Source organism: Nocardioides stalactiti (assembly GCF_014180715.1).
GTDB lineage: Bacteria > Actinomycetota > Actinomycetes > Propionibacteriales > Nocardioidaceae > Nocardioides > Nocardioides stalactiti.
Window position 1 is genome coordinate 1 of sequence record NZ_JACEFC010000071.1, and the last position, 23,703, is coordinate 23,703.

The 23,703-nt window shown below is 70.9% G+C and carries 23 protein-coding genes; 10 read left to right on the forward strand and 13 right to left on the reverse strand.

From position 1 onward, the window contains the following. From H0487_RS14320 to H0487_RS14345, 6 genes are all read right to left on the reverse strand, one after another. The coding region (locus tag H0487_RS14320) for a DnaJ domain-containing protein (protein ID WP_183094910.1) at positions 1-189 on the reverse strand (189 nt) is incomplete at its 3' end. A gap of 19 nt (positions 190-208) precedes the next feature. Beyond that, positions 209-820 carry a nucleotide exchange factor GrpE gene (grpE, locus tag H0487_RS14325; RefSeq protein ID WP_312855950.1) on the reverse strand — a complete coding sequence of 204 codons (612 nt, stop codon included), beginning with the start codon at positions 818-820 and terminating at the stop codon, positions 209-211. Next, complete coding sequence (gene dnaK / locus H0487_RS14330) at positions 817-2,673, reverse strand: molecular chaperone DnaK (protein ID WP_183094911.1); 1,857 nt, start codon at positions 2,671-2,673, stop codon at positions 817-819. The genes grpE and dnaK overlap by 4 nt, the downstream gene beginning before the upstream one ends. A gap of 195 nt (positions 2,674-2,868) precedes the next feature. Beyond that, on the reverse strand, positions 2,869-3,444 hold the full coding sequence (locus H0487_RS14335) for a hypothetical protein (protein ID WP_183094912.1): 576 nt from the start codon (positions 3,442-3,444) through the stop codon (positions 2,869-2,871). Between the two features lie 39 nt (positions 3,445-3,483). Then, positions 3,484-3,915 carry a nuclear transport factor 2 family protein gene (locus tag H0487_RS14340; RefSeq protein WP_183094913.1) on the reverse strand — a complete coding sequence of 144 codons (432 nt, stop codon included), beginning with the start codon at positions 3,913-3,915 and terminating at the stop codon, positions 3,484-3,486. Positions 3,916-3,927: 12 nt separating this feature from the next. Further along, on the reverse strand, positions 3,928-4,413 hold the full coding sequence (locus H0487_RS14345; RefSeq protein ID WP_183094914.1) for a nitroreductase/quinone reductase family protein: 486 nt from the start codon (positions 4,411-4,413) through the stop codon (positions 3,928-3,930). Between the two features lie 45 nt (positions 4,414-4,458). Here H0487_RS14345 and H0487_RS14350 point away from each other — a divergent pair, with 45 nt between their 5' ends. The 3 genes from H0487_RS14350 to H0487_RS14360 are packed head-to-tail and all read left to right on the forward strand — an operon-like array spanning position 4,459 to position 6,957. Beyond that, positions 4,459-5,337: a TIGR03619 family F420-dependent LLM class oxidoreductase gene (locus tag H0487_RS14350; protein ID WP_183094915.1), complete on the forward strand. Its 879-nt coding sequence runs from the start codon at positions 4,459-4,461 to the stop codon at positions 5,335-5,337. Continuing rightward, the gene (locus H0487_RS14355; protein WP_183094916.1) at positions 5,334-6,491 is read left to right on the forward strand and encodes a hypothetical protein; all 1,158 of its coding nucleotides are present in this window, start codon (positions 5,334-5,336) and stop codon (positions 6,489-6,491) included. Before H0487_RS14350 ends, H0487_RS14355 begins: the two co-directional genes overlap by 4 nt. A 58-nt stretch (positions 6,492-6,549) precedes the next feature. After that, complete coding sequence (locus H0487_RS14360) at positions 6,550-6,957, forward strand: hypothetical protein (protein ID WP_183094917.1); 408 nt, start codon at positions 6,550-6,552, stop codon at positions 6,955-6,957. Between the two features lie 37 nt (positions 6,958-6,994). Here H0487_RS14360 and H0487_RS14365 read toward each other — a convergent pair whose 3' ends face one another. Together H0487_RS14365 and H0487_RS14370 are read right to left on the reverse strand one after the other, a co-directional pair. Then, positions 6,995-7,840, reverse strand: coding sequence for an aldo/keto reductase (locus H0487_RS14365; protein WP_183094918.1), 846 nt, complete (start codon positions 7,838-7,840; stop codon positions 6,995-6,997). 64 nt (positions 7,841-7,904) lie between these two features. Next, entirely contained in the window at positions 7,905-8,369 is a 465-nt protein-coding gene (locus H0487_RS14370) for a DUF427 domain-containing protein (RefSeq protein WP_183094919.1), read from the reverse strand. A gap of 87 nt (positions 8,370-8,456) precedes the next feature. Here H0487_RS14370 and H0487_RS14375 point away from each other — a divergent pair, with 87 nt between their 5' ends. Continuing rightward, positions 8,457-9,242 carry an SDR family oxidoreductase gene (locus H0487_RS14375; RefSeq protein ID WP_312855951.1) on the forward strand — a complete coding sequence of 262 codons (786 nt, stop codon included), beginning with the start codon at positions 8,457-8,459 and terminating at the stop codon, positions 9,240-9,242. After that, entirely contained in the window at positions 9,239-10,387 is a 1,149-nt protein-coding gene (locus H0487_RS14380; protein WP_183094920.1) for a sulfotransferase family protein, read from the forward strand. Before H0487_RS14375 ends, H0487_RS14380 begins: the two co-directional genes overlap by 4 nt. Here the strand turns inward: H0487_RS14380 and H0487_RS14385 are convergent. The 4 genes from H0487_RS14385 to H0487_RS23915 all read right to left on the reverse strand — a co-directional run bounded on the left by H0487_RS14385 (position 10,342) and on the right by H0487_RS23915 (position 15,558). Further along, positions 10,342-10,689 carry a hypothetical protein gene (locus H0487_RS14385; RefSeq protein ID WP_220793418.1) on the reverse strand — a complete coding sequence of 116 codons (348 nt, stop codon included), beginning with the start codon at positions 10,687-10,689 and terminating at the stop codon, positions 10,342-10,344. The two genes, H0487_RS14380 and H0487_RS14385, sit on opposite strands and share 46 nt — an antisense overlap. Before the next feature lie 25 nt (positions 10,690-10,714). After that, the gene (locus tag H0487_RS14390) at positions 10,715-12,145 is read right to left on the reverse strand and encodes a cytochrome P450 (protein WP_312855952.1); all 1,431 of its coding nucleotides are present in this window, start codon (positions 12,143-12,145) and stop codon (positions 10,715-10,717) included. Between the two features lie 217 nt (positions 12,146-12,362). After that, positions 12,363-15,347, reverse strand: coding sequence for a helix-turn-helix transcriptional regulator (locus H0487_RS14395; RefSeq protein ID WP_183094921.1), 2,985 nt, complete (start codon positions 15,345-15,347; stop codon positions 12,363-12,365). Positions 15,348-15,423: 76 nt separating this feature from the next. Beyond that, positions 15,424-15,558 carry a hypothetical protein gene (locus tag H0487_RS23915; protein WP_281370697.1) on the reverse strand — a complete coding sequence of 45 codons (135 nt, stop codon included), beginning with the start codon at positions 15,556-15,558 and terminating at the stop codon, positions 15,424-15,426. 200 nt (positions 15,559-15,758) lie between these two features. On the opposite strand from H0487_RS23915, the gene H0487_RS14400 reads away from it, so the two are divergent. The 5 genes from H0487_RS14400 (at position 15,759) to H0487_RS14420 (ending at position 21,824) form a co-directional block, all read left to right on the forward strand. Then, entirely contained in the window at positions 15,759-16,385 is a 627-nt protein-coding gene (locus tag H0487_RS14400; protein WP_183094922.1) for a nitroreductase family protein, read from the forward strand. Further along, the gene (locus H0487_RS14405) at positions 16,385-18,346 is read left to right on the forward strand and encodes an ABC transporter ATP-binding protein (RefSeq protein WP_183094923.1); all 1,962 of its coding nucleotides are present in this window, start codon (positions 16,385-16,387) and stop codon (positions 18,344-18,346) included. The genes H0487_RS14400 and H0487_RS14405 overlap by 1 nt, the downstream gene beginning before the upstream one ends. 98 nt (positions 18,347-18,444) lie before the next feature. Further along, positions 18,445-18,828 carry a hypothetical protein gene (locus H0487_RS14410; RefSeq protein ID WP_183094924.1) on the forward strand — a complete coding sequence of 128 codons (384 nt, stop codon included), beginning with the start codon at positions 18,445-18,447 and terminating at the stop codon, positions 18,826-18,828. A 65-nt stretch (positions 18,829-18,893) separates the two neighbouring features. Continuing rightward, entirely contained in the window at positions 18,894-20,330 is a 1,437-nt protein-coding gene (locus H0487_RS14415) for a hypothetical protein (protein WP_183094925.1), read from the forward strand. Positions 20,331-20,426: 96 nt separating this feature from the next. Then, complete coding sequence (locus H0487_RS14420; protein ID WP_183094926.1) at positions 20,427-21,824, forward strand: pre-peptidase C-terminal domain-containing protein; 1,398 nt, start codon at positions 20,427-20,429, stop codon at positions 21,822-21,824. 75 nt (positions 21,825-21,899) lie between these two features. On the opposite strand, the gene H0487_RS14425 is transcribed toward H0487_RS14420, so the two are convergent. Beyond that, on the reverse strand, positions 21,900-23,703 hold a 1,804-nt coding region (locus tag H0487_RS14425; RefSeq protein WP_246383594.1), incomplete at its 5' end, for an ATP-binding protein.

Below are 23,703 nucleotides of genomic sequence, written 5' to 3' on the forward strand. Positions count from 1 at the left end.
GTAGGCCTCGGCGACCTTCTTGAACTTCTCGTGCTTCGCGGTGTCGTCGGGGTGCGAGTCGGGGTGGTTGGCGCGCGCGAGCTTGCGGTAGGCCTTCTTGATCTCGTCGGCAGTCGCCGACCTGGCGACGCCGAGCTCGGCGTAGAAGTCCTTGGAGGCCCAGTCGGACCGGATGCCGTTGTCACTCATCGCACACCACCTCCCTCACTCAGTCCTGCGGGTCGACCACGAGGACCTGCGCCGCACGCACGACCCGGTCCCCGATCTTGTAGCCCGCCTTGGCCACGACCTTGCACGTCGTCACCTCGACCTCGGGGTCGGTGCCGATGTGCGACAGCGCCTCGTGGGTGGTGGGGTCGAACGCCTCGCCCGGCTCGCCGAACTTCACCAGGCCGAGGCCGGTGACGACCCGCTCGAGCTGCTCGGCGACGGCCTTGAACCCGCCCTCGAGCGGCTCGTGCTCACGAGCCCGGTCGATGTTGTCGAGCACGTCGATGATCGGCGCGAGCGCGGCATAGGTCGCGTTCTCCCGCACGAGGTCGCGGTCGCGGTCGACCCGGCGCTTGTAGTTGAGGTACTCAGCCTGGAGGCGCTGGAGGTCGAGGGTGCGCTCCTCGAGCGCGATCCGGGTGACGACGAGCTCGTCGGCATCGGGACTCACCTCGACCTCGGACTCGGGCGCCATCTCGGCCGCCGCCTCGCCGAAGCCTCCGGCGGCCGCGACGTCAGCGACCTCGGGAGCGCCCTCCGGCGAGGGAGCCGCAGTCTCCTGCGGCTCCCCCTCCGGGGTGACCCCGTGGTCGGGGTTGGGGTCGGTCACTTGGACTCGTCCTCATCGGCGACCTCGTCGACGATCTCGGCCTCGACGACGTCGTCGTCCGCCTCTCCGGTCGCGCCCGTGCTGCCACCGGCCGCGGCGGCGTCCGCCTCGGCGGCGGCGTACATCGCGGCGCCCATCTTCTGGCTGGACTCACCGAGCTTGTTGATCGCGGCGGTCAGCTCGTCGACGCTCGCCTCGGCGTTCTCGAGGACCTTCTTGAGCTCCTCCAGGTCGCCGTTGACCTCGGTCTGCACGTCCTCCGGGATCTTGTCGCCGTTGTCGGCGAGGAACTTCTCGGTCGTGTAGACGAGCTGGTCGCCCTGGTTGCGCACCTCGACCGCGGCGCGACGCTGGGCGTCCTCCTCGGCGTACTGCTCGGCCTCGCGCACCATCCGGTCGATCTCGTCCTTCGACAGCGCGCTGCCGCCGGAGATCGTCATCGACTGCTCGCGACCGGACGCCTGGTCCTTGGCCGCGACGTGGACGATGCCGTTGGCGTCGATGTCGAAGGTGACCTCGATCTTCGGGACCCCGCGGGGGGCCGGCGGCAGGCCGGTCAGCTCGAAGTTGCCGAGCGGCTGGTTCTGGGCCCACATCTGACGCTCGCCCTGGGCGACCTTGATCTCGACCGACGGCTGGTTGTCGTCAGCGGTCGTGAAGATCTCGCTGCGCTTGGTCGGGATGGTCGTGTTGCGCTCGATGAGCGTGGTCATCACGCCGCCCTTGGTCTCGATGCCGAGGCTGAGCGGGGTGACGTCGAGGAGCAGCACGTCCTTGACCTCACCGGCGAGGACACCGGCCTGGAGCGCGGCGCCGACGGCGACGACCTCGTCCGGGTTGACGCCCTTGTTGGGCTCCTTGCCGCCGAGCAGCTCCTTGACGACCTCGGTGACAGCGGGCATCCGGGTGGAGCCGCCGACGAGCACGACGTGGTCGATCTGCGACACCGGCACGCCGGCGTCCTTGAGGACCGACTGGAACGGCGTCTTGGTCCGGTCGAGCAGGTCAGCCGTCAGCTTCTGGAACTCCGAGCGCGTGATCCGCTCCTCGAAGTGCAGCGGGCCGTTCTCGCCGTGGGTGATGTAGGGCAGGTGGATCGTGGTCTCGCTCGAGGACGACAGCTCGATCTTCGCCTTCTCCGCGGCCTCCTGGAGGCGCTGCGCGGCGATCTTGTCGGCGGAGAGGTCGACGCCGTTGTTGTCCTTGAACTTCTTGACCATCCACTCGACGACCCGGTTGTCCCAGTCGTCGCCGCCGAGGTGGTTGTCACCGCTGGTGGCCTTGACCTCGACGACACCCTCGCCGATCTCCAGCAGGGACACGTCGAACGTGCCGCCTCCGAGGTCGAACACGAGGATGGTCTGGTCCTCACCCTTGTCGAGTCCGTAGGCCAGCGCGGCCGCGGTGGGCTCGTTGACGATCCGCTGCACCTTCAGGCCCGCGATCTCGCCGGCCTCCTTGGTGGCCTGGCGCTGCGCGTCGGAGAAGTACGCCGGGACGGTGATCACCGCGTCGGTCACGGTCTCGCCGAGGTAGGCCTCCGCGTCGCGCTTGAGCTTCTGCAGGATGAAGGCGCTGATCTGCTGGGGGGTGAAGGTCTTGCCGTCGATGTCGTCGGTCTTCCACGACTCACCCATGTGGCGCTTGACCGAGCGGATGGTGCGGTCGACGTTGGTGACCGCCTGACGCTTGGCGACCTCGCCGACCAGGACCTCGCCGTTCTTGGCGAACGCCACGACCGAGGGGGTCGTCCGCGCACCCTCCGCGTTGGCGATGACGGTGGGCTCGCCGCCCTCCAGGACCGAGACGACGCTGTTGGTCGTCCCCAGGTCGATGCCGACAGCACGTGCCATGGTGTTGCTCCTCCGTGGTGCTTGGTTCGTGACCCGGACCAGGAGGTCCGGCAAGTAAGTTGAGCCGAGTTGACTCAAGTCTGACACATCGTCCAACGGCGTCGCCACCGGGGTTGTTCCCCCGGGATCGGATCGCCGGCGCTCGAGCGCGGCCCGCGCGGGGTGCGCGGCGGGCGAGTGGCGGGCGGGTGGCCGTCAGCCGACGCGAACGGTGACCGGGTTGGACGTCTTGCCCGACCCGCTGTCGACCACGCGGAACTTGTTGACGCCGACCTGCGCGGACTGGACGTAGGTGTTGAAGGTCTCGTTGCTGACCGAGAGGGTGGCGTTGAAGTCGACCCACTGGCCGCCCTCGAACCGCTGCACCTGGAGGATCGCGCCCTCGCCGCCGGGATAGACGCCCGAGAGGTCGATCCGCTCGAAGTTGCCGACGGCCGTCTGGCCCACCTGCAGGCTGATGGCCCGGTCCGGCTTCTCGGTCTCGACGTCGGTCGGCTCGGTCTCCTCCGACGTCGTGGCGTCGACGTCGGTGGACTCGGTGCCGAGCGTGACCTGCGGACCTTCCACCGCCGTCCGGGACGGCTTCGGGATCACGGCGGACTCCTTGACGGTCGAGTCCGCTGCGTTGGTCGAGTCGCCTCCCAGGCCGACGATCCGGCTCCCGGCGAGCGCGACCCCGCCGAGCACCAACCCGACGGTGATCGAGACGGCGACGAGCGCGACCAGGCCCGCGAGGACCGGGTTGAGTGTCTTGTCGCGCTGCTCGTTCACTGCGCCATTCTCACGGACCGGTCCAACCGGGTCCAAATGTCAGAAACCTCGGGTCCAGACGACCTGCTCGTGGAGCCGGCGCGACCGCCATCCGTCCTCGGTGCGCACGAACGTGTGGTGGTAGAGCCCACCGACCTCGACGACGCGCTCGCCGCCGGCGCCGTCGCTGATGACCATCGGGTTGTCGAAGTACGCCGTCACCCGGGCCTCGTCCTTGGTGTTGGCGAAGGTGATGCCGACCTGCCCGAGCGTGTGCATCCGCTTCTTCGAGAACGCCGGAAGGTTCTCGGCCAGCCACGGCTTCACGTCCGGGAACGCGCCGACCAGCCCACCGCTCTCGCTGTAGTCGATCTGGGCGTCCGGGGTGAAGACCGTGTCGAGCCGGTCGAACTCACCGGTGTCGATGGCGATCGTGTAGCGGATCAACGCATCGTTGATCTCCGTGCGGTCGATGAGCTCAGCCAGATCCATGTGAGCAGCCTCTCAGCGCGGGTCGAGGACGACGACCGGGATCTCCCGGTCGGTCCAGGCCTGGTAGTTGTCGAAGTCGGCGTACAGGTCGACGAGGCGCGGCCACAGCGCGGCGCGCTCGGCTGCATCGGCGACGCGCGCCCGGACCTCGCGCCGGCGCTCACCGCGCAGGGCGATGACGGTGTCGGGGTTCGCGACCAGGTTGTGGAACCACTGGGGGTTCTTCGGCAGACCGCCCTGGGAGGCGACGATCACGACCCGCGGCCCGTCGGCGAGGTAGAGCAGCGGCGTCGTGAACCGCCTGCCGCTCTTGCGGCCGACGTGGTCGAGAAGGAGCGTCGGGACCGGCTTCTTCCAGCCCGCACCGATCCGCCACTTGCTGCCGATCCGTCCGTTGGTCAGCCGGAACACCGGCACGTGCAGGCGGGCGCCGTACTTGATGATCTTGCCGACGATCGGCTTGTCGAGGCCCTCGGGGCGTTCCTTGGTGGCAGGCACGTCCTCACTCTGGCACAAATCTAGAACACGTTCTAGTCTGTCGCCATGCGCTTCTCCTTCGCCGAGGGCATGACCCAGGCCACCTACTACGCCCCGCTCGCCCAGGCCTGCGAGGCGGCGGGCTACACCTCGATGACGATCGCGGACAGCCTGATCTATCCCCAGGAGTCCGACTCGAAGTACCCCTACACCGACACCGGGGACCGGGAGTTCCTGCTCGGCAAGGAGTTCATCGAGACGTTCATCCTGTGCGCCCACCTCTTCGCGGTGACCGAGACGCTCCGACTGACGCCGTTCGTGCTCAAGCTGCCGATCCGTCCGCCGGTCCTCGTCGCCAAGCAGGCGTCGTCGCTGGCGTTCCTGTCCAACAACCGCCTGGGCCTGGGCGTCGGGCTGTCACCCTGGCCCGAGGACTTCGCCGCGCTCGACGTGCCGTGGGCACGACGCGGCAAGCGCATGGACGAGTCGATGGACATCCTGCGCGGCCTCACCTCGGGTGAGTTCTTCGGCTTCTCCGGCGAGTTCTACGACTTCGAGCCGCTCATGCAGTGCCCGGCCCCGACCGAGCCGATCCCGCTGCTCGTGGGCGGACACTCGGACGCCGCGCTGCGCCGTGCCGTGGTCAAGGGCGACGGCTGGATGCACGCCGGCGGCGACGGCGAGGAGCTCGACCGGCTGCTCGCCCGGCTCGCCGAGATCCGCAAGGAGGAGGGCGACACCCGCGAGAACTTCGAGGTGCACGTGATCTCCTACGACGCCTACACCGTCGACGGCGTGAAGCGGCTCGAGGAGAAGGGCGTCACCGACTGCATCGTCGGCTTCCGGGTGCCCTACATCAAGGGCCCCGACACCGAGCCGCTGGAGACCAAGGTCAAGCACCTCGAGCAGTACGCCGAGAGCATCATCGCCAAGGTCAACGGATGAGCGAGTCCTACGGTGTCACGAAGGCACTCTCGGACGCGATCGCCGAGGCCGAGGAGCTGATCGCCAACGCGCCGTTCATCAAGTCCGAGGCGGACCGGATCGAGGGCTACGACTACCTGTCGGGCCGGATCCGGATGGCGATGCAGAACGCGTTCGACTACGACCTCGACCAGCCGCTGTTCGTCAACCCGACCCACCAGTTCTCCAAGCAGGGCCTCGACAACCCGGACGCCATCTATCTCAACGCCTACCTGCGCGAGGGCGTCGAGTACGTCATCCGCGGACGCCGCGGCACCTCGGCCGACCTCTCGTTCCAGGTGATGGGCGGGGCCTACACGGCCACGTCGGCCGCCACCAGCATGCTGGCGTTCGACGACCGCGAGCTCGACATCGCCGAGGACGGGACGTTCGAGTTCCGCTACACCGCGGAGCCCGGCGCCAAGACGCTGATCGTGCGCGAGGTCTTCAACGACTGGGACAACGAGGAGCGCGGCACCCTCACCATCGAGCGTCCCGACACCCGCGGCCGGGCACGCAAGCCGCTCACCCGCGAGCTGATCGCGAAGAAGTACGACGTCGCCGCACGCTCGCTCGTCGGCTCCATCCAGACGTGGTTCGCGTTCCCCCAGTTCTTCCAGTACAAGGAGCCGGTCAACACCCTGACCGTCCCGAAGTCGACCCCGGGCGGGCTGGCCTCGCAGTTCTCCTCGATCGGCCACTACGAGCTCGCCGAGGACGAGGCGATGATCGTCTCGGTCCCGCGCTGCGACGACTGCGCCTACCAGGCCATCCAGATCGGCTCGGACTGGTACGCCTCCACCGACTACGAGACCCACCAGACCTCGCTCACCAAGGCGCAGGCGGTGGCCGACGACGACGGCGTGATGCGGTTCATCATCTCCGAACGACCGCCGATCGACGGCGCGCCGACCGCGAACTGGCTCGAGACGACCGGCCACCCGACCGGTCCGATCATGCTGCGCTGGCAGCGGCTCGAGCGCGACCTCTCCGAGGCCGACGGCCCGACCGTCCAGGTGGTCAAGCTGGCCGACGTACCGTCCCTGCTGCCGTCAGCGACCGCCCTGACGGACGAGCAGTACGGCGCCCGCATCGCCGCCCGTCAGCGGGCGGTCGCCCGCCGGATGATCAGCTGAGGCTCGTTCTCCACAGCCGTCCCGAACGACCTTTGCACCCTCGCTTCGCAATGGAACAATGAGCTCCACTGACGCATACTCGGGGGTGACGGTGGTGAAGGACCCACAGCTCTGGACGCAGGTCGCGGTCATGATCGGCGTGCTCGTGGTGGTGCTGCGCCAGTTCGGTGGACGCATCGATGCGAGGTTCGACGAGGTCGACCGACGCTTCGACGAGGTCGACCGACGCTTCGACGAGGCCCGAAACGAGACGAGCCGACGTTTCGACGAGGCCCGGAGCGAGACGGGCCGACGTTTCGACGAGGTCTACAGCCGGTTCGACGTCGCCGACGACGTCATGAAGGAGCGCTTCGACCACCAGGGAGCGACGGCGGTCATCCGGTTCGGCGTCCTCGAGCGCCGGGTCGCGGCGCTCGAGGACGACATGAAGCTGGTCAAGCAACACCTCATCCCGCCGGCCGCTTGACCTCCACCGAGCTGGTCGCGGGCCGGTCGGCCACGCCTCAAGGGATCCAGTCGAAGACGTCCGGGTTCGGCCCCTGGCGCCCGGCCTCACCCTTGTCGAGTCCCGCGAGGGCCGCAACGTCGTCAGCGGTGAGGGCGAAGTCGAAGACGTCGATGTTCTCCGCCAGTCGCTCCTTGCGGGTCGACTTCGGGAAGACGACGTCACCGCGGTCGATCGCCCAGCGCAGCAGCACCTGGGCCCGCGTCTTGCCGTAGCGCTCGGCGAGCGCGGTCACCACCGGGTCGGACAGCTCGCCGCCGCCCTGGCCGAGGGGCGACCAGGCCTCCACGAGCGCGCCGTGCCGCACGGTGGCGGCACGGGTCGCCTCGTTGGCGAAGTACGGGTGGACCTCGACCTGGTTGACCGCCGGCACGACGCCGGTCTTCTCGACGACCAGGTCGAGGTGGTCGGGCTGGAAGTTGGACACGCCGACCGAGGTGGTCAGGCCCGCGTCGCGGAGCTCGATGAGCGTCTCCCAGGTCGACACGAAGTCGCCGCCGTACTGGGTCGGCAGTGGCCAGTGGATGAGGAACAGGTCGACCTTCTCGAGGCCGAGCTTGTCGAGCGAGACCCGGAGGGACTCCTTGGCCTGCGCCCTCTCGTGCCGGTTGTTGTTGAGCTTGGTGGTCACGTAGACCTCGTTGCGAGCCAGCCCGGACGCCGCGATGGCGGCCCCGACGCCCTCCTCGTTGCCATACATCTGGGCGGTGTCGATGTGGCGGTAGCCGACCTCGAACGCGTCGGAGACGACGCGCTCGGTGTCCTTCGCCGGGACCTGCCAGACACCGAGACCGAACTGCGGGATGGTCGAGCCGTCGTTGAGGGTGATCCGAGGATTGCTCATGAGGTGGTGCAACACGATCCGGCGCGGACTATTCCCCTCGACTCCCCTCGACGCAGGGGCGGGGCTACCAGCCGATCGACCCCGGGACACCCTTGAACGGTCCCGTCACGCTCGAGGTGATCCAGCCGCCGTAGAAGCCGCCCGGTTGCGGGGTCACGGTCTCACCGTCGACCCGGCAGGCGTCGACCTGGCCGGCCATCACCGCGAGCGCCCCGGCGATCGGCTCGAAGCCCGGCGCCGGGTCGACGTAGGTCCACGCCGCCGCCCGCGCCACGCGGCTCTCGGTGACGAGGTCGAAGTACGACGCGACGCCCTTCCACTCACAGAAGCTCGAGCCGCCCGCCGGCCGAAGGACGGCGGGAGCGAACGCCGTCGCAGGCAGGTAGTAGGTCGGCGGGTGGCTCGTCTCGAGGACACGCCATCCCTCCGTGGTCGAGGCCACGACGACGCCGCCGAGCTCCACCTCGAGCAGCGCCGCGGTCCGCTCGAGCCGCGGCGGACGCGGGTAGTCCCAGACCGACTCCGTCATGCTCCGATGCTAGGAACCTGCGCCAACCCCGCTTCCGAATTTTCCCGGTTGCTGGCGCAAAACTGGAACACGTTCTAGTCTTGCCCGGTGATCCCTTTGCTGCAAGACAAGGTCGTCGTCCTCTCCGGTGTCGGGCCCGGCCTCGGCCGCTCCCTCGGCGAGCAGGCTGCGCAGATGGGTGCCGACCTGGTGCTCGTGAGCCGCACCGAGAAGCGCCTCGAGAAGATGGCCGAGGTCGTGCGCTCCTACGGCCGCCGCGCGCTCGTCGTCCCGACCGACATCACCGACGAGGACAGCCGCCAGGCCCTCGTCCAGAAGTCGCTCGACGAGTTCGGCCGCGTGGACTGCCTCATCAACAACGCGTTCGGCATCCCGCCGATGGACCCGATCTCGACCCTCGAGCTCGACGGCCTCCGCGCAGCGAACGAGACCAACGTGTTCGCACCGCTGCGGCTCTCGTCGCTCTTCGCCGACGCCCTCGCCGAGTCGAAGGGCTCGATCATCATGCTCAACTCCTGCGTGGTCTACAGCAGCCAGCCGGAGTACTCCGGCTACAAGCTCTCCAAGGGCACGCTCCAGCACCTCGCCTCGTCGCTCGCCACCGAGCTCGGTCCCCGCGGCATCCGGGTCAACAGCGTCGCGCCGTCCTACATCTACGAGGACGTCAACAAGGCGTACTTCGACTGGATCGCCTCCGAGACCGGCCGTACCCACGCGGACGTCTACGAGGAGAAGGCCGCGCCGACCGACCTCAAGCGGCTCGCCTCTCCCGAGGAGGTCGCCCAGGCGGCGCTGTTCCTCGCGAGCGACCTCGCGTCGGCGGTCACCGGGCAGATGCTCAACGTCGACTGCGGCGAGTTCCACGCGCGATGAGCGAGCCGCGCCAGCGCGCCGACGTCGGGTCGTACGACGACATCGCCGAGGCCGCGATCCGGACCACCGGGCTCAGCGACTTCGGCGGCACCGCCCACGAGGAGGGCCTCCGCCTCCTCGTCGACGACCTGGCCTCGCCCGAGGCCGGGCTGACCCCGATCGGCAACTACTTCCACCGCTCGGAGGTGAAGAGCGCGCTGGTGGGCCGGCTGATGACCGAGGCCCGGTTCGCCGAGTTCCCGGAGCACGCGGACGTCGCGATCGACCGGCCGATCTTCGTGGTCGGCCTCCCCCGGACCGGGACGACGGCGCTGCACCGGCTGCTCTGCGCCGACCCCGGCCACCAGGGCCTCGAGCTCTGGCTGACGCAGTTCCCGCAGCCGCGGCCGCCGCGCGAGACCTGGGAGGCCGACCCGATCTTCAACGCGATGCAGGGCGCCTTCCAGCAACACCACGTCTCCAACCCGGAGTTCATGGGCATCCACTACATGGATGCGACCTCACCCGAGGAGTGCTGGCGCCTCCTCCGTCAGACCGGGAAGTCGATCTCCTACGAGTCGCTGGCCAACGTGCCGCGCTACTCGGAGTGGCTCGCCGGCCAGGACTGGACCGACGCCTACGAGCGGCACCGGCAGAACCTACAGCTGGTCGGGCTGCACGACCAGGAGAAGCGCTGGGTCCTCAAGAACCCGTCCCACCTGGTCGCCCTCGACGCCCTGATGAAGGTCTACCCCGACGCGCTGATCGTGACCACCCGGCGTGACCCCGTCACCTCCATCGCCTCGGCGTGCTCGCTCTCGGCCGAGGCGACCGCCGACATGTCGACGACCTTCGTCGGCAAGACGATCGGCAGCACCCAGCTCGGCATGCTCGAGCGGTCGTGGCAGGCGTTCACCTCGGCGCGCAAGAACTACGACCCGGCGCAGTTCGTCGACGTGGACTACAAGGGCTTCGTGACCGACCCCGTCGGCACCGTCGAGGGCATCTACGACGCGTTCGGTATCGAGTGGAGTGCCGCGGCACGGGCCGAGGTCGGCCGCATCGACGCCGAGTCCCGCACCGGCAAGGCACGCCCGTCGCACAAGTACGACCTCGCCGACTACGGCCTCACCGAGGACCAGGTGCGAGCCGCGTTCGACATCTGATCCGCCGCCGGCGGCTCCGTCTGACCATGGCGCGGCCGGCCGGACCGGATCGCGCCCGTCGTACGGACCGCGAGGACCACCCAGCAGCCGACAGCCACCGCGGCCAGCCCGGCCGGGACCCAGTGGTGGAGCAGGGTCGACGCGGCGACGGCGCAGCAGAACGCCAGCAGGTTGGCGACCACGTCGTACGCGGGCGCGACGAAGCGGCGGTTGACGACGTGGGCGACGGCGACGACGAGACCGCAGGCGAACGTCACCGAGAGCAGGAGACCGACCACGGGGACGATTGTCGCCGTGGGCACCAACCCCACGGCACCGGGGCAGGCGTCACCCCCGGCGGCGCACCCGGATCCGCGCGCCCCGCCGCGGCACGCTGGTGATGTTGCGGACCCGGGGGACGTCGTCCCCGACGGTTGCGACGTCGTACCGGGTGAGGACCTGGCGCAGCACCTCGGCGCCCTCCATCAGCGAGAAGCCAGCACCGATGCAGCGGCGGACCCCGCCGCCGAACGGGATCCAGACGTGGAGCGACGGCGCCTCCGCCCCTGAGAGCTCGGGGAGGAACCGCTCTGGGCGGAACACCTCGGGCTCGGGGAAGTTGCGGTCCTGCTGGTGACTCATCAGGATCGACGGCCCGACAGTGGTCCCCCTCGGGAGGTCGAGACCGCCGACGGTGGCCGGCTCCATCAGGGTGCGCACGACCATCGGGATGATCGGGTGCAGCCGCATCGACTCCTTGAGCACCGCCTCCAGCCAGGCCAGTCCCTCGGGGTCACCGGCGTCGGCCGCCTGCTGGCTGCGGGCGAGCAGGTCGGCGTCGCGGCCGAGCTCGTAGAGCGCCCAGGAGAGCGCGCTGGCTGTGGTCTCGTGGCCGGCGAGGAGCAGGGTCACCAGCTGGTCGCGGAGCTCGGTGTCGTCGAGCCGGTCACCGGGAAGATCCGGGTCACCCGCGGTCATCAGCCGGGAGAGGACGTCCTTGCGCTCCGCCAGGTCGGTGGCGGCCCGGCGCTCGCGGATCTCGGCGTACATCAGGCGGTCGAGCTCGACCTGGTTCTCGATCGTGCGGCGCCACGGGCCGAAGCGCTGCAACCAGGGATAGGCCCAGCCGAGCAGGATCGCGGGGTTGATGTCGACCGTCGCCGTCACCCGCGGGCGCAGCTCGGCGAGCCGCTGCTCGTCGGTCACGCCGAACACCACCCGCAGGATCACCTCGAGCGTCAGCGCGTTCATGCGGTCCAGCGACTCGATCTCCTCGCCGTCCGCCCAGCCCTGGACGGCGTCGGTGGCGACCTCGGCCACCATCGCCCGATAGCCCCGCAGCGCGTGACCGAGGAACGCCGGCATCACGAGCTTGCGGGCCCGGTGGTGCCCGGCGCCGTCCTGCAGCAGCAGGGAGTGCTGTCCCATGATCGGCCCGAGCACGGCATTGCCCTTGCCCGCGTGGAAGACCGCCGGGTCCGCGGCGAAGATCTCCTTGGTCACGTCCGGGTGCGTGAAGAGCACGAGGGGACGACCGCCGGGGATCAGCCGGACTGTGTACGCCTCGCCGTACTTGCGGTGCAGGTAGGGGTGGAACTGGTGCCGGAACCTCATCAGCGCCACGGTCTGGACCAACGCCGGCCAGCGCGGGCCGGGCGGCAGCGCGCCGCGCCGGATCGGCTCCTGGTGCTGGCCACCGATGATGGACCTGCCCTGGAAGCGCTTCATCGTCAAGGGGCGCGTGTCGACCCCGGTCTCGTCGGCGATCTCTGCGGTCACGACCACGAACGTACGCCGATCGCAGTGGAACCGGTTCCTACCAGGGTCGGATCTTCTGCTTCCCCCGACGAACTTGCACGGTTCGGCCGCCCAACTTGCACGGTTCGGCCGCCCAACCTGCACGGTTCGTCGACCGGAGTGGGCGGGTTCGTCGACCGAAGAGTGCGGGTTCGTCGACCGAAGAGTGCGGGTTCGTCGACCGAAGTGTGCGGGTTCGTCAGGGCAGGAGGTTGTCGCGCCGCGCGATGGCGGCGGCCTCGGTACGGCCGGCGGCGCCCAGCTTGCCGAGGATGTTGGAGACGTGGACGCTCACCGTCTTGGTGCTGATGAAGAGCTGGCGTCCGATCTCGCCGTTGGTGCGTCCCTCGGCGACCAGCGCCAGGATCTCCCGCTCGCGCGCGGTGAGCCGCTGCGGCTCGCTCGGGGCGGCCCTGAGGGCGGTGCTGCCGGCCGCACGGAGCTCCTCGAGCAGCACGACCGCGCCGAGGCCGTGGGCGGCGCCGCGTGCGAGGTCGCCCTGCTCCCGGGCCGCGGTCGTCTCCCCCAGCGCGCGCAGGATGCCGGCGTACGTCGTGCGGACGCGGGCGAGCTCCGGCACGCTGGCGAAGTCCTCGAACGCGGCGACGGCGGCCTCCCACGCAGCGAGCAGGTCCTCGCGCTCGGGGACGTCGACACCGCCGAGCCAGCGGGCGCGGAGGTGCTCGGCCCCGAGCCGGAGCGCCCAGGCCCGTCCCTCGGGCCCCCAGGACGCGTTGCTCGCGAGGAACCGTTGCACCACGGTGTCGCCGTCGGCGCGCAGCAGCGCGGCGCGCTCGAGGAGCGACGCCCGTTCGGCGGCGCTCGCCGCGGTCAGCCCGCAGGCGATCGCACCGATGGTCTGGGCCGCGAGACGCACGCGGCCTGCGAAGTGCTCGTGCCAGATCCGGGAGAGCACGGCGACCACGTCGTCGTAGGCGTCGATCGCGGCCGCCGCGTCACCGCGATGAGCGGCCGCCTCGATCTCGGTGCCGGCCGAGAACACGGCGATGCCGCCCTCGTCCGACCACACCTTGCGCAACCTCGTGAGAGCGCTGGCGACGTCGTCACCACGGGCGGAGAGGATCGCCAACCGGATCGCCTCGATGATCGCGCGCGGGATCAGCGGACCACCCTCGTCGTCGGCGATCCCGACCAGCTCGAGCGCCGCGTCCCAGTCACCCTGGGCGTAGCGGACCCAGCCGAGCTGCCACCGGGACTCGATCGAGTACGGCGCCCACGGCAGGCCGGCGGCCCGGCCGCGCTCGACGGCGGCAGCGAACCAGTGAGCCGCCTGGTCCCACTCGGCGGCCTCCTGGTGCGAGCGGCCGATGAGGAACAGCGCGCGCAGCTCGGCGGACACGGCACCGGCGGCGACCGCGCGCTGGGCGGCGTCCTCCAGGGCGGCCCGGACCGCAGCGGAGTCCTCGCCCTCGCCCCGCTTGAACCGCAGGCTGCTCAAGGTGGTCACGACCTCGGAGGCGAGCACCGGCATGGCGAGCCGCTCGGCGAGGGCGAGCGCCTCGGTGGCGGCGTTCTCGGCGTCCTCGACGAGACCCTGCCCGGCGAGCACCCGCGCGTGGGTCGCCAGCACCTTCGCCCGCAACGGGCTCTCCCCCACCGGCGCGAGCCCGACGGCCTCGTGCGAGACCGCGAGCGGGTCGACCTCGGTCTCGATGATGCACAGCGCCATCGCATAGCTGCTGAGGAGCCTGGCCCGGGCGACGGCCGGGGCGTCGGCGGGCAGCCGCTCGAGGTGCTCGGCGAGCAGAGCCGCGGACCGCTGGCTGTCGCCGGCGGCACTGTGGGCGTCGGCGGCCTGGACGACGAGCTTGGTGACGTCGAGGTCGAGACGCGCGACCCGCTCGGGGTCCTCGAGCAGCTCGAGGGCGTGGTCGTAGTGGCGCGCCGCCTCGTCGGGACCACCGACGGAGATCGCCTCGGCGCCGGCCTCGATCCCCGCGGTCACCGCGCGGTCGAGATCCATCGCCCGGCGCGCGTGGCGCGCCATCTCGGCTGCGGTCCCGCGCCCGGCGCCGGCAGCGAGGGCAGCGACGTACTGGCCGTGGAGGCGCACCCGTTCGCCCGGCAGCAGGTCGTCGTAGACGGCCTCGCCGAGGAGCGCGTGGCGGAAGGAGTAGGTCTTGGTGCCGGCGACGAGGACGTTCATCTCGACCGCCTGGCGGATGCCGGCGTCGAGGTCGGCGGCGGGCAGGCCGGCCGCAGCCTCGAGCAGGCTGTGGGTCACCTTGCGGCCGGCGACGCTGGCGATCCGCACCACCTGGCGGGCCTCGTCGGAGAGCCGGTCGAGGCGCACGAGGAGCAGGTCGGCGAGGTCGTCGGGCACCCAGCCCCCGGCGCCGGAGGCCACGAGCTCCTCGACGAAGAACGCGTTGCCCTCGGCGCGGCCGATGATCTGCGCGAGCTCACGCTCGCCGAGCCGTTCGGGGGCCAGCTCGGCGATGAGCGCCCGGACCGCGTCGTCGGGCAGCGGCGAGAGGGCGAGGCGGTCGACGGTCTGGAGCCGGGTCCACTCCGCGACCTGGCGTCGCAGGGGGTGGCGCCGGTGCAGGTCGTCGGAGCGGTACGACACCACCAGGGCGACCGGGTGGGTGAAGGCACGGGTGAACAGGAAGCCGAGCAGGTCGCGGGTCGACTGGTCGGCCCAGTGGGTGTCCTCGACGACCACAAGGAGCGGCGCACCCTCGGCAGCGGCGTCGAGCAGCGCGTGGACGGCCTCGAACAGCTCGCCACGGTCGGCGCTCGGCTCGACCTCGGTCGGGGCCTCCGGGGTGGAGCGGACCCGTCGGCCGGGCTGGAGGCGGCCGATCGCCGGGTGCACGGCGGAGATCCGCTCCACGACGTCGGGGAGCTCGGTGTCGAAACGGCCGAGCAGCTCGCTGAACGGCAGGTAGGGCAGGGCGCTCTCGCCGAAGTCGAGACAGTGGCCCGCGATGACCCGCCAGCCCTCGGCCTGGGCGTGGTCGCGCAGCTCCATGAGCAGCCGCGTCTTCCCCACGCCCGCGTCGCCGCTGAGCAGCACGACGCCGTGGCGCTCACGCCGCTGCCCGACGCCGAGGAGGTCCGCGAGCTGCTCGAGCTCGGCGTCGCGCCCGACGAGGGTGCGGCTGGTGTGCGCTGCCACGGGCTCCATCATGGTGCCCAGCGCCGACAGGGGCGCGGTCATTTCCGACTGCGTCTGGATGGTCGTCGGGACGGGGGCCGCGGTGGGGGTCACGGAGGAGCCGGTCGGAGCGGTCGGCTCAGATCGACTTCTCGGCGGCGGCGACCCGCCGCAGCCACGACGAGCGCGAGCGCCCGCCCCGCTGGGCCGCGATCGCCTTCCGGTTCTTGTCGCGGCGGTACTCCATCTCCGACTGGATGATGTAGGGATGCATGGTGTCTCTCCTGGTTCTTGATGACATCCCCGAGATTCGTCGTCTGAGGTAGGCCCGCACATCGGGCAAGTGCCTTATTCGGGGCGCCACTGGCGGCTGAGGAGCGGCCCCGGCTACCTCAGACGGGGTCCGAGAGGGGTCCCGGAAGGGTCCGGGAGGGCCTCGGACGGGATCGGCGGCGACGGGTGGGATAGTGCCCCGTGGAGTTCTCCGAGGTCGTCCGACGCCGCCGGATGGTGCGCAGCTACACCGACGAGCCGGTGGACCCGAGCCTCGTCGAGCGGGCGCTCGACCACGCGACCCGAGCCCCCAACGCCGGCTTCTCCCAGGGCTGGACGTTCGTCGTGCTCGACACCCCGGCCGACACCCGCCGCTTCTGGGAGGCGTCGACCGACCGCGTCGAGGACCCCGACCGCTGGCTCGCCGGGATGATGCGGGCGCCGGTCGTGATCGTCCCGTGCAGCATCAAGGCGGCCTACCTCGACCGCTACACCGAGTCCGACAAGGGATGGACCGACCGCGCAGAGAAGCGGTGGCCGATGCCGTTCTGGGACCTCGACACCGCGATGGCCTCCCTGCTCATCCTCCAGACGGTGACCGACGCCGGGCTCGGCGCCTGCTTCTTCGGCATCGTCACCGAACGCGAGCGAGAGGTGCGGCAGGCCCTCGGCCTGCCCGACGACGGCGACCCGCACCCGATCGGCGCGATCACCATCGGGCACCCGGCCCCACGCAGCACGGGCGCCACCGGCTCGGCGAGCCGGCGTCGTCGTACCCCGTGGAACGAGGTGGCGCACCGGGGGCGCTACGGCGCAGGCTGGCAGTGATGCGTCCGAGCCCCGTCGTCACCCACCTCTCGCCCGACGAGCTGCGCTCGCAGGAGCCGGTGCTCCCCCGCGTGACGGTGCTGCTGCACCCCTACCGGCGTCAGATCGTGCTGGTCCTGGTGGCCGTGCTCGCGTCGGCCGCGCTCACCTCGATCGTCCCCTTCCTCGTCCGGGCGGTCTTCGACGACGCCCTGTTCCCGCTCGACGGCAGTGCGCCCGACCTCGGCCTGCTGGGCTGGCTGGTCGCCGGGATGTGCGTCATCCCGGTCGTGACGGCGTTCATCGGGATCGGCCAGAACCTGCTGACGTCGACCGTCGGGAACTCCGCGATGGCCGACCTGCGCGGCGACCTCTTCGAGCACCTCCAGAAGATGGAGCTCGCGTTCTTCACCGCCACCAAGACGGGCGCGATCCAGAGCCGGTTGGCCAACGACGTCGCGGGCGTGCGCACGGTGCTGACCGACACCGCGACCACGATCGTCCAGAACTCCGTCACCGTGACCGCGGCGCTGGTCTCGATGATCGTGCTGTCGTGGCAGCTCACGATCCTCACGCTGGTGCTGATGCCGCTCTTCGTGTGGCTCCAGCTCCGGGTCGGTCGGCGGCGGCAGCGCCTGGCCCGTCGTACCCAGGAGTCGCTGTCGGAGATGACGGCGATCACCGAGGAGGCGCTCAGCGTCTCCGGGATCCTGCTGGCCAAGGTGTTCAACCGGTCCGAGCACGAGGTCGACCGCTACCGCGAGGCCAACCGCCGCCAGACCCGGCTCCAGGTCGAGCAGGCGATGACCGGCCGGACCTTCTTCGCCGTCGTCCAGACCTTCTTCGCGATCACGCCGGCGCTCATCTACCTGGTCGCCGGCTGGGTGATCACGGGTTCCTCGGTCATCGGTGCCGACGTCCTGACGGCGGGCACCCTGGTCGCCTTCACGACGCTGCAGAGCCGGCTACAGATGCCGCTCCTCCAGCTGATGCGGGTGAGCCTCGACGTCCAGACCTCGCTCGCGCTCTTCCGCCGGATCTTCGAGTACCTCGACCTCGAGCCGGCGATCACGGAGCGCCCCGGCGCCGTGGCGCTCGACCACGACAGCATGCGCGGGCGGGTCGAGCTGCGCGGCGTGTGGTTCCGCTACCCCGAGCCGAGGGCGCTGTCGGGGACAGTGCGCCACGACCGGTTCGGCGACAGCGGCGTCCGGATCGGCGAGGACGAGGAGCGCGTGACCGGGACCGGCTGGGCCCTCGAGGACGTGTCGATCACGGTCGAGCCGGGCCGGTTCGCCGCCATCGTCGGTCCGTCCGGGTCCGGGAAGACCACCGCGACCTACCTGGTGCCGCGTTTCTTCGACGTCACCGAGGGTGCCGTGCTCATCGACGGCCACGACGTCCGCGACCTCACCCTGTCCTCGCTGGCCGACGCCGTCGGCATGGTCACCCAGGAGCCGTACCTCTTCCACGGCACGATCCGCGACAACATCGCCTACGCCTGCCCGGACGCGACCGCTGATCGGATCGAGCAGGCCGCGCGCGACGCCAACATCCACGACCGGATCATGAGCTTCCCCGAGGGCTACGAGACGATCACCGGCGAGCGCGGCTACCGCCTCTCCGGCGGCGAGAAGCAGCGCCTTGCCATCGCCCGCGTGCTCCTCAAGGACCCGGCGATCCTCATCCTCGACGAGGCGACCTCGGCCCTCGACACCGAGACCGAGCGCCTCGTCCAGGAGGCCCTCGAGCGCGCGACCCGCTCGCGGACCACCATCGCGATCGCCCACCGCCTCTCGACCATCCAGTCCGCCGACGTCATCTTCGGACTGGCCGGCGGCCGGATCGTCGAGCAGGGCACCCACCAGGAGCTCCTCGCCGACCCCGGCGGCCTCTACGCCCGCCTGTACGTCGAGCAGTTCTCCCGCCCGGCCGGCCCGCCTCCGCCGTACGACGACCTGCGCGCCGACATCTCCCTCTGAGCCGGCGCGTCTAGCCGGCGGTAAGTCCGCGCTAAGTGGGCAGCTCCAGAGTCAGGTCATGGCCCCGAACACCGAGGCCCCCACCTCAGGAGCACACCATGAACAACATCCTCCGCCGCTTCCTCGCCGGCCTCGCCCTCTCCCTCGCCGTGCTCGGCGGCAGCCACATCGCCGCACCGGAGTCGGCCTCGGCCGCCAGCTACGTCCAGGGCTGCTTCAAGCACACCAACGGCAGCGCGTTCAACCGCACGATCAACCTCGACTACTGGGCCAACGGCCGCTGGAACCGGGTAGCCAGCCAGGAGGGCATCTACTCCGGCTGCGTCTCGTGGAACATCTCCGGCTGGCTGCAGAGCTACCCGCTGCAGATGTCGGTCAACTACTGGGTCGGCCGCACCCGCTTCCACGGCCAGAGCCCCTACTACGCCTACGCCGGCAGCGCGCGCGCCAACCTCGGCACCGGCTGGGTCTACCAGAGCTGACGGGATCACCCGTTCCCGCCCTCAGCCCACCGGCGCCGCTTACGATCCGACCCTCAGGGGGATCCATGAACATCAAGCGTCACACCGCAGTCGCCGCGGCACTCGCCGCGGCACTGGGCGTTGCAGCATCGGTCGACGGCAGTCCGGCGGCCGCCGACCCGCCGCCCGACCCCGGGGCCTGTGCCCTGACCGGGATGACCACCTACGCGTTCGACGGAGGAGGCGACGGGACCTCCTGGTCAGACCCGCTCAACTGGAGCGGCGATGTGGCTCCAGGCCCCGACGGTCAGGACGACGCCTACGTCTGCCTCGGCGCCTTCGACGTCGACATGGAGGCCGGCGACCTCGCGCTGGTGCAGGCGATCGACATGGAGCTCTTCGCCCAGCTCACCGTCCCCGCGGGTGCCGGCCTGTTCGTCTACGGCGACCCCGAGACCCGACCCTCGACCGTGCGCGGGTATCTCGAGCTCGGCGGCGCCGTCGGCGGGCCGGGTCGGATCGACCTGATGCCCAACAGCCTCTTCGGCACCACGGCGTTCAGCAGCGACACCGTCCTCGATCCGGCACCCGCGCTGGCCGGCGATCCTTGCGCGCTCTTCGACGGCTTGCCACCTGCGGCCTGCGCCACCGGCGGCGAGCTCGTCGACCACTCGGCGATGAACGGTTACGGCGGACTCCGTCTCATCGGCGGCTACGACCTGATCATCGACGGCGCGCTCGTGCCGGGCGACGCCGGCATCGGCCTGGCTGCGGGCAGCAGGCTCGTCATCAGGGCCGGCCACCAGGTCAACGTCCACGGCGACGGCGACTTCTACGTGATCGGCAAGGGCAAGCCGCGCCCGGCCCTCATCAACCACGGCATCATCCGCAAGTTCCGGGGCGGCGGTCCGGATCGTGGCGTCACCGTCATCAGCACCCGGTACGGCGGCGACGGCGAGGTCTGGGTCGAGGAGCAGGACGAGGTGATCATCACCGACGGATCACGACGTCCCGCCGAGGTGACGGCCGGGAGCCTTCTCGGCTCCGGACCGTGCCGCCGCGACTCCGGCGACTGCCGCTTCACGACCCTCAGCAAGAGCGGCAAGCGCCAGTCCGCCGTGCTCGAGGCTCCGTCGTCGCAACCCGAGTCGCAACGTGCTCTCGTCGAGGTGCGGCCGCGCGCCGACCTGCGGCGGCCCGGCGACCTCGGCATCCCCTACCTGGTGCACGCCGACGAGCTCGAGGCGACGCCGCTGACCCCCGCGCGCATCGAGCTGCGGTACGACGGCAGCCTGCTCGACGGTCGGACGTGGGCCGACGTCCAGGTCTTCCGGCAGCGGGGCGCCGGGGCTCCTTGGCGCCGGATCCGTTCCTGCGAGTCCGACGGCACCCCTCCGGGCACCGCGCGTGCGTGCGTCGACCGGAACCACCACGCCGACAGCAGCCGTCAGGTGCCGAACAGCGGCGGCGACGCGATCCTCGTCGTCCGGACCACCGTCACCAGCCGCTGGGTGGGGCGCTGAGAGGCACGGTAAGCGCACGGTAAGCGCCTGGAAGGCGCTCCTCGGGAATCTCCTCCTACCAGCCCGGACACCGGGCCCCACGCCCAGGAGATCCCGATGAACAAGCTCACCGTCCGCCGCTCGCTCGCCACCCTCGCCCTCGCCGCTGCCGCGGTCGCCGGGGCCACCAACGTCGCCGCCCCCGCCTCTGCCGAGGCCGGCCACGGTCCTGCCAAGAAGGACGTCTCGGTCGACACCCGGGGCGGCGAGAGCGTCACCGGGCGGGTCGCCGTCGACGAGCTCGGAGACCAGCTCGACGAGGTCGCCGACCGGCACGGGCTGTCGGCCGACAAGCTGCGCAAGACCCTCCTCCACGACAAGACCCTCAAGGTGACCGACAACGGCTCCCTGGTCTTCGCCGACGAGCCCCTCAAGACCGGCCAGTCCTCGATCACCGACAACATCCAGAGCCCGCTCTACCCGACGGCGGACACGTTCGCGCTGCACTCCCGGCCGAGCTCGCCGTACAAGCTCTACCTGGACTTCACCGGCAACACCACCTCGGGCACCCAGTGGAACTCCCAGTTCAACGGCGGCCGCGCGATCGTGTCGGCGCCGTTCGACCTCGACGGCAACCCCGGCTCGTTCTCGACCCGCGAGCACGCGGTCATCCAGGCTGTGTGGCTCCAGGTCCGCGAGGACTACGCGCCGTTCCACATCGACGTCACCACCCAGGACCCGGGCCTCGACGGACTGCGCCGCACCTCCGCCGACGACGGCGCGTACGGCGTCCGGATGGTCATCAGCCCCAGCAACGCCTGGTACCCCAACGCCGGTGGCGTCGCCTACCTCAACACGTTCGGCGAGGTCCGCTCCGGCACCGAGACGACGGCGTTCGTGTTCACCAACACCTCCGGTGCCGCCAAGTACGTCGGCGAGGCGTCGAGCCACGAGGCCGGCCACACCCTGGGCCTCAGCCACGACGGCAACGCGAGCCAGACCTACCACCCGGGCTCCGGCAACTGGGCGCCGATCATGGGCCTCAGCTACTACAAGCCGGTCACGCAGTGGAGCAACGGCTCCTACGCCGGTGCCAACAATCAGGAGAACGACGTCGCCAAGATCGCCGCGAAGGTCTACTACGCGGCGGACGACTACACGAACTCGACCAGCTCCACCGGCACGCTGCCGGCCGGCACCGCCCGCTACGGGATCATCAACTCCGGCGACGTCGACCTCTTCCGCTTCAGCCTGACCGGGACCCGCACCCTGAAGATCGCGGCCTGGGGCAACACCGGCCCGGTCGACACCAACCTCAACCTGCGGATCACGCTGCGCGACGCCAACCTCAACGTCGTCGGCACCTGGTCGCCGAACGGTGACCTCCAGGTCAGCACCCCGGCGCGGACGCTGGGCCAGGGCACCTACTACGTCCAGGTCGACGGCCCCGGCGAGGGCGTGTACTCGAGCTACGGCTCGCTGGGCTTCTACGGGATCCAGCTCAGCTGGGCCTGACCACCGGGCCGGTTCGGCCCACCGGACGGGAGCGGAGTCGCCGTGGGGGGCGGCTCCGCTCCTTTCGGCGTGCGCTCAGGTCGCGGCGGTCGCGAGCACGTCGTCGAGCAAGTCCCGCGCGGCGGTGGCCGACGCGAGTCCGCCGAGGGTCCACGCGCGGGTGGCGGCGGCGCCGCCGAGCAGGTCGCGGGCCGAGCTCAGCGCGCCGGCGAGGTCCCGCTCCACCGGCTCCTCCGAACCACCGGGTGACGACGAGGTGGCCTCGGCCGCGGCGAACAGACGGACCGCGTCGTCGTGACGGCCCGCTCGGGTGGCGATGGCCCCGCCCACCCGCAGGCACTGGGCCCGCGCCAGCCGCTGCCGCGTGCGGTCCGCCAGCACCAGAGCCTCGCGGAGCGTCGTCGTCGCCCCCACCAGGTCGCCACCGGCGACGAGCGCCCGGGCCAGGGTGATCCGGGCGTCCCGGGCCTCGGGGACCCGCGAGGTCCCGGCCATCGTCTGGGACTCCACGGCGTACGCCGCCGCGGTGTCGACGTCGTCCTCGTCGAGGGCGATCTCGGCGAGGGTGTTGAGCGTGTCGGCGATACGGGTGACGTCACCGTGCTTCCGGACCACCTCCAGCCGGCGCAGGTGCAGCGCGGCCTCCTGGTCGAACTGCCCCTGGACGCCGAAGACGATCGCGTTCATGGCGAGCGCGACCGCCACCTGCGGATAGAGGTCGTGCTCCTCGGCGAGGGCGAGTGCTCGCTCGGCGTGGGTGGTGGCCGCGGAGGGATCCCCGAGGATCGCCAGCGCGCCCGCGACGTAGCACTCAGCGGCGGACCGGAGCGCGGCGCTGTCGGGGTCGTCGACGTCGGCATCGGCGGCGAGCTCCAGCGCCCGCGCGCACAGGTCGCGCGCCTCCTCCCACTCGGTGAGGTGGTACGCGAGCTGCCCGGCGACGAGCAGGAGCTCCGCGGAGTCGGGCGCCACGTCGCGGGCACGAGCGACCAGCGCGCCCCCGGTCGACAGGCGGCCTGAGGCGACCCAGAGCTCGGCCGACCCGCGGATGAGGCGGGTCGCCAGGTCGAGGTCGCCGTCGTCGAGCGCCCGCCCGATGGACGCCTCGACGTCGGCCGCCTCGTCGGCGAACCGACCGAGCGCCAGCACGCCGTCCGGTCCCTCGACCTCCTTCGACCACACGGCCACCTGGCCGGACAGGTGGTCGGCGAGCCGGCGACGTCGGTCCGCGAGGTCGGCGTGCCCACGGAGGTTGCGGTGGGCGAACGCGCGGACCGTCCCGAGCATCGCGAACCGCACCTCGACCCGGCTCTCGACGGCGGTGACGAGCCGGGCGTCGCTGATCGCGGCGACCAGGTCCAGCACGTCGGGGACGTCGGGGCACACCGCCTCGAGGGCGTCGAGGGTGAAGCCGCCCTCGAAGAGCGCCAGCCGGTCGCACATCACCCGGGCCTCGTCCTCGAGGCGTTGATAGCTCCACTCGATCGTCCGGTCCAGGGCGCGGTGCCGCTCCGGGACGTCGGCCGCGGTGGTGGTCAGGACGCCGAGCCCCTCGGGCAGGGCGGCGAGGAGCCGATCCAGGCCCAACAGCTTGACCCGCGCCGCGGCGAGCTCGAGGGCGAGCGGCAGCCCGTCGAGCATCCGGCACAGGCGCGCGACGGCGTCCTCGTGGCCGGCGAGGGCGAACGAGCGGCCGGCCGCGCGAGCGGCCGCGGCGGCGCGGTCGACGAACATGGCGACCGCCGGTGCGGCGGCGATCTCCTCGACCGAGGCCCCGTCCGACGGGAGTGCCAACGGGGGCACCGGGAGCTCGGCCTCAGCGAGCAGCCCGAGACCGATCCGGGAGGTGACGACGACGGTCAGCGCGGTCCGCTCGAGG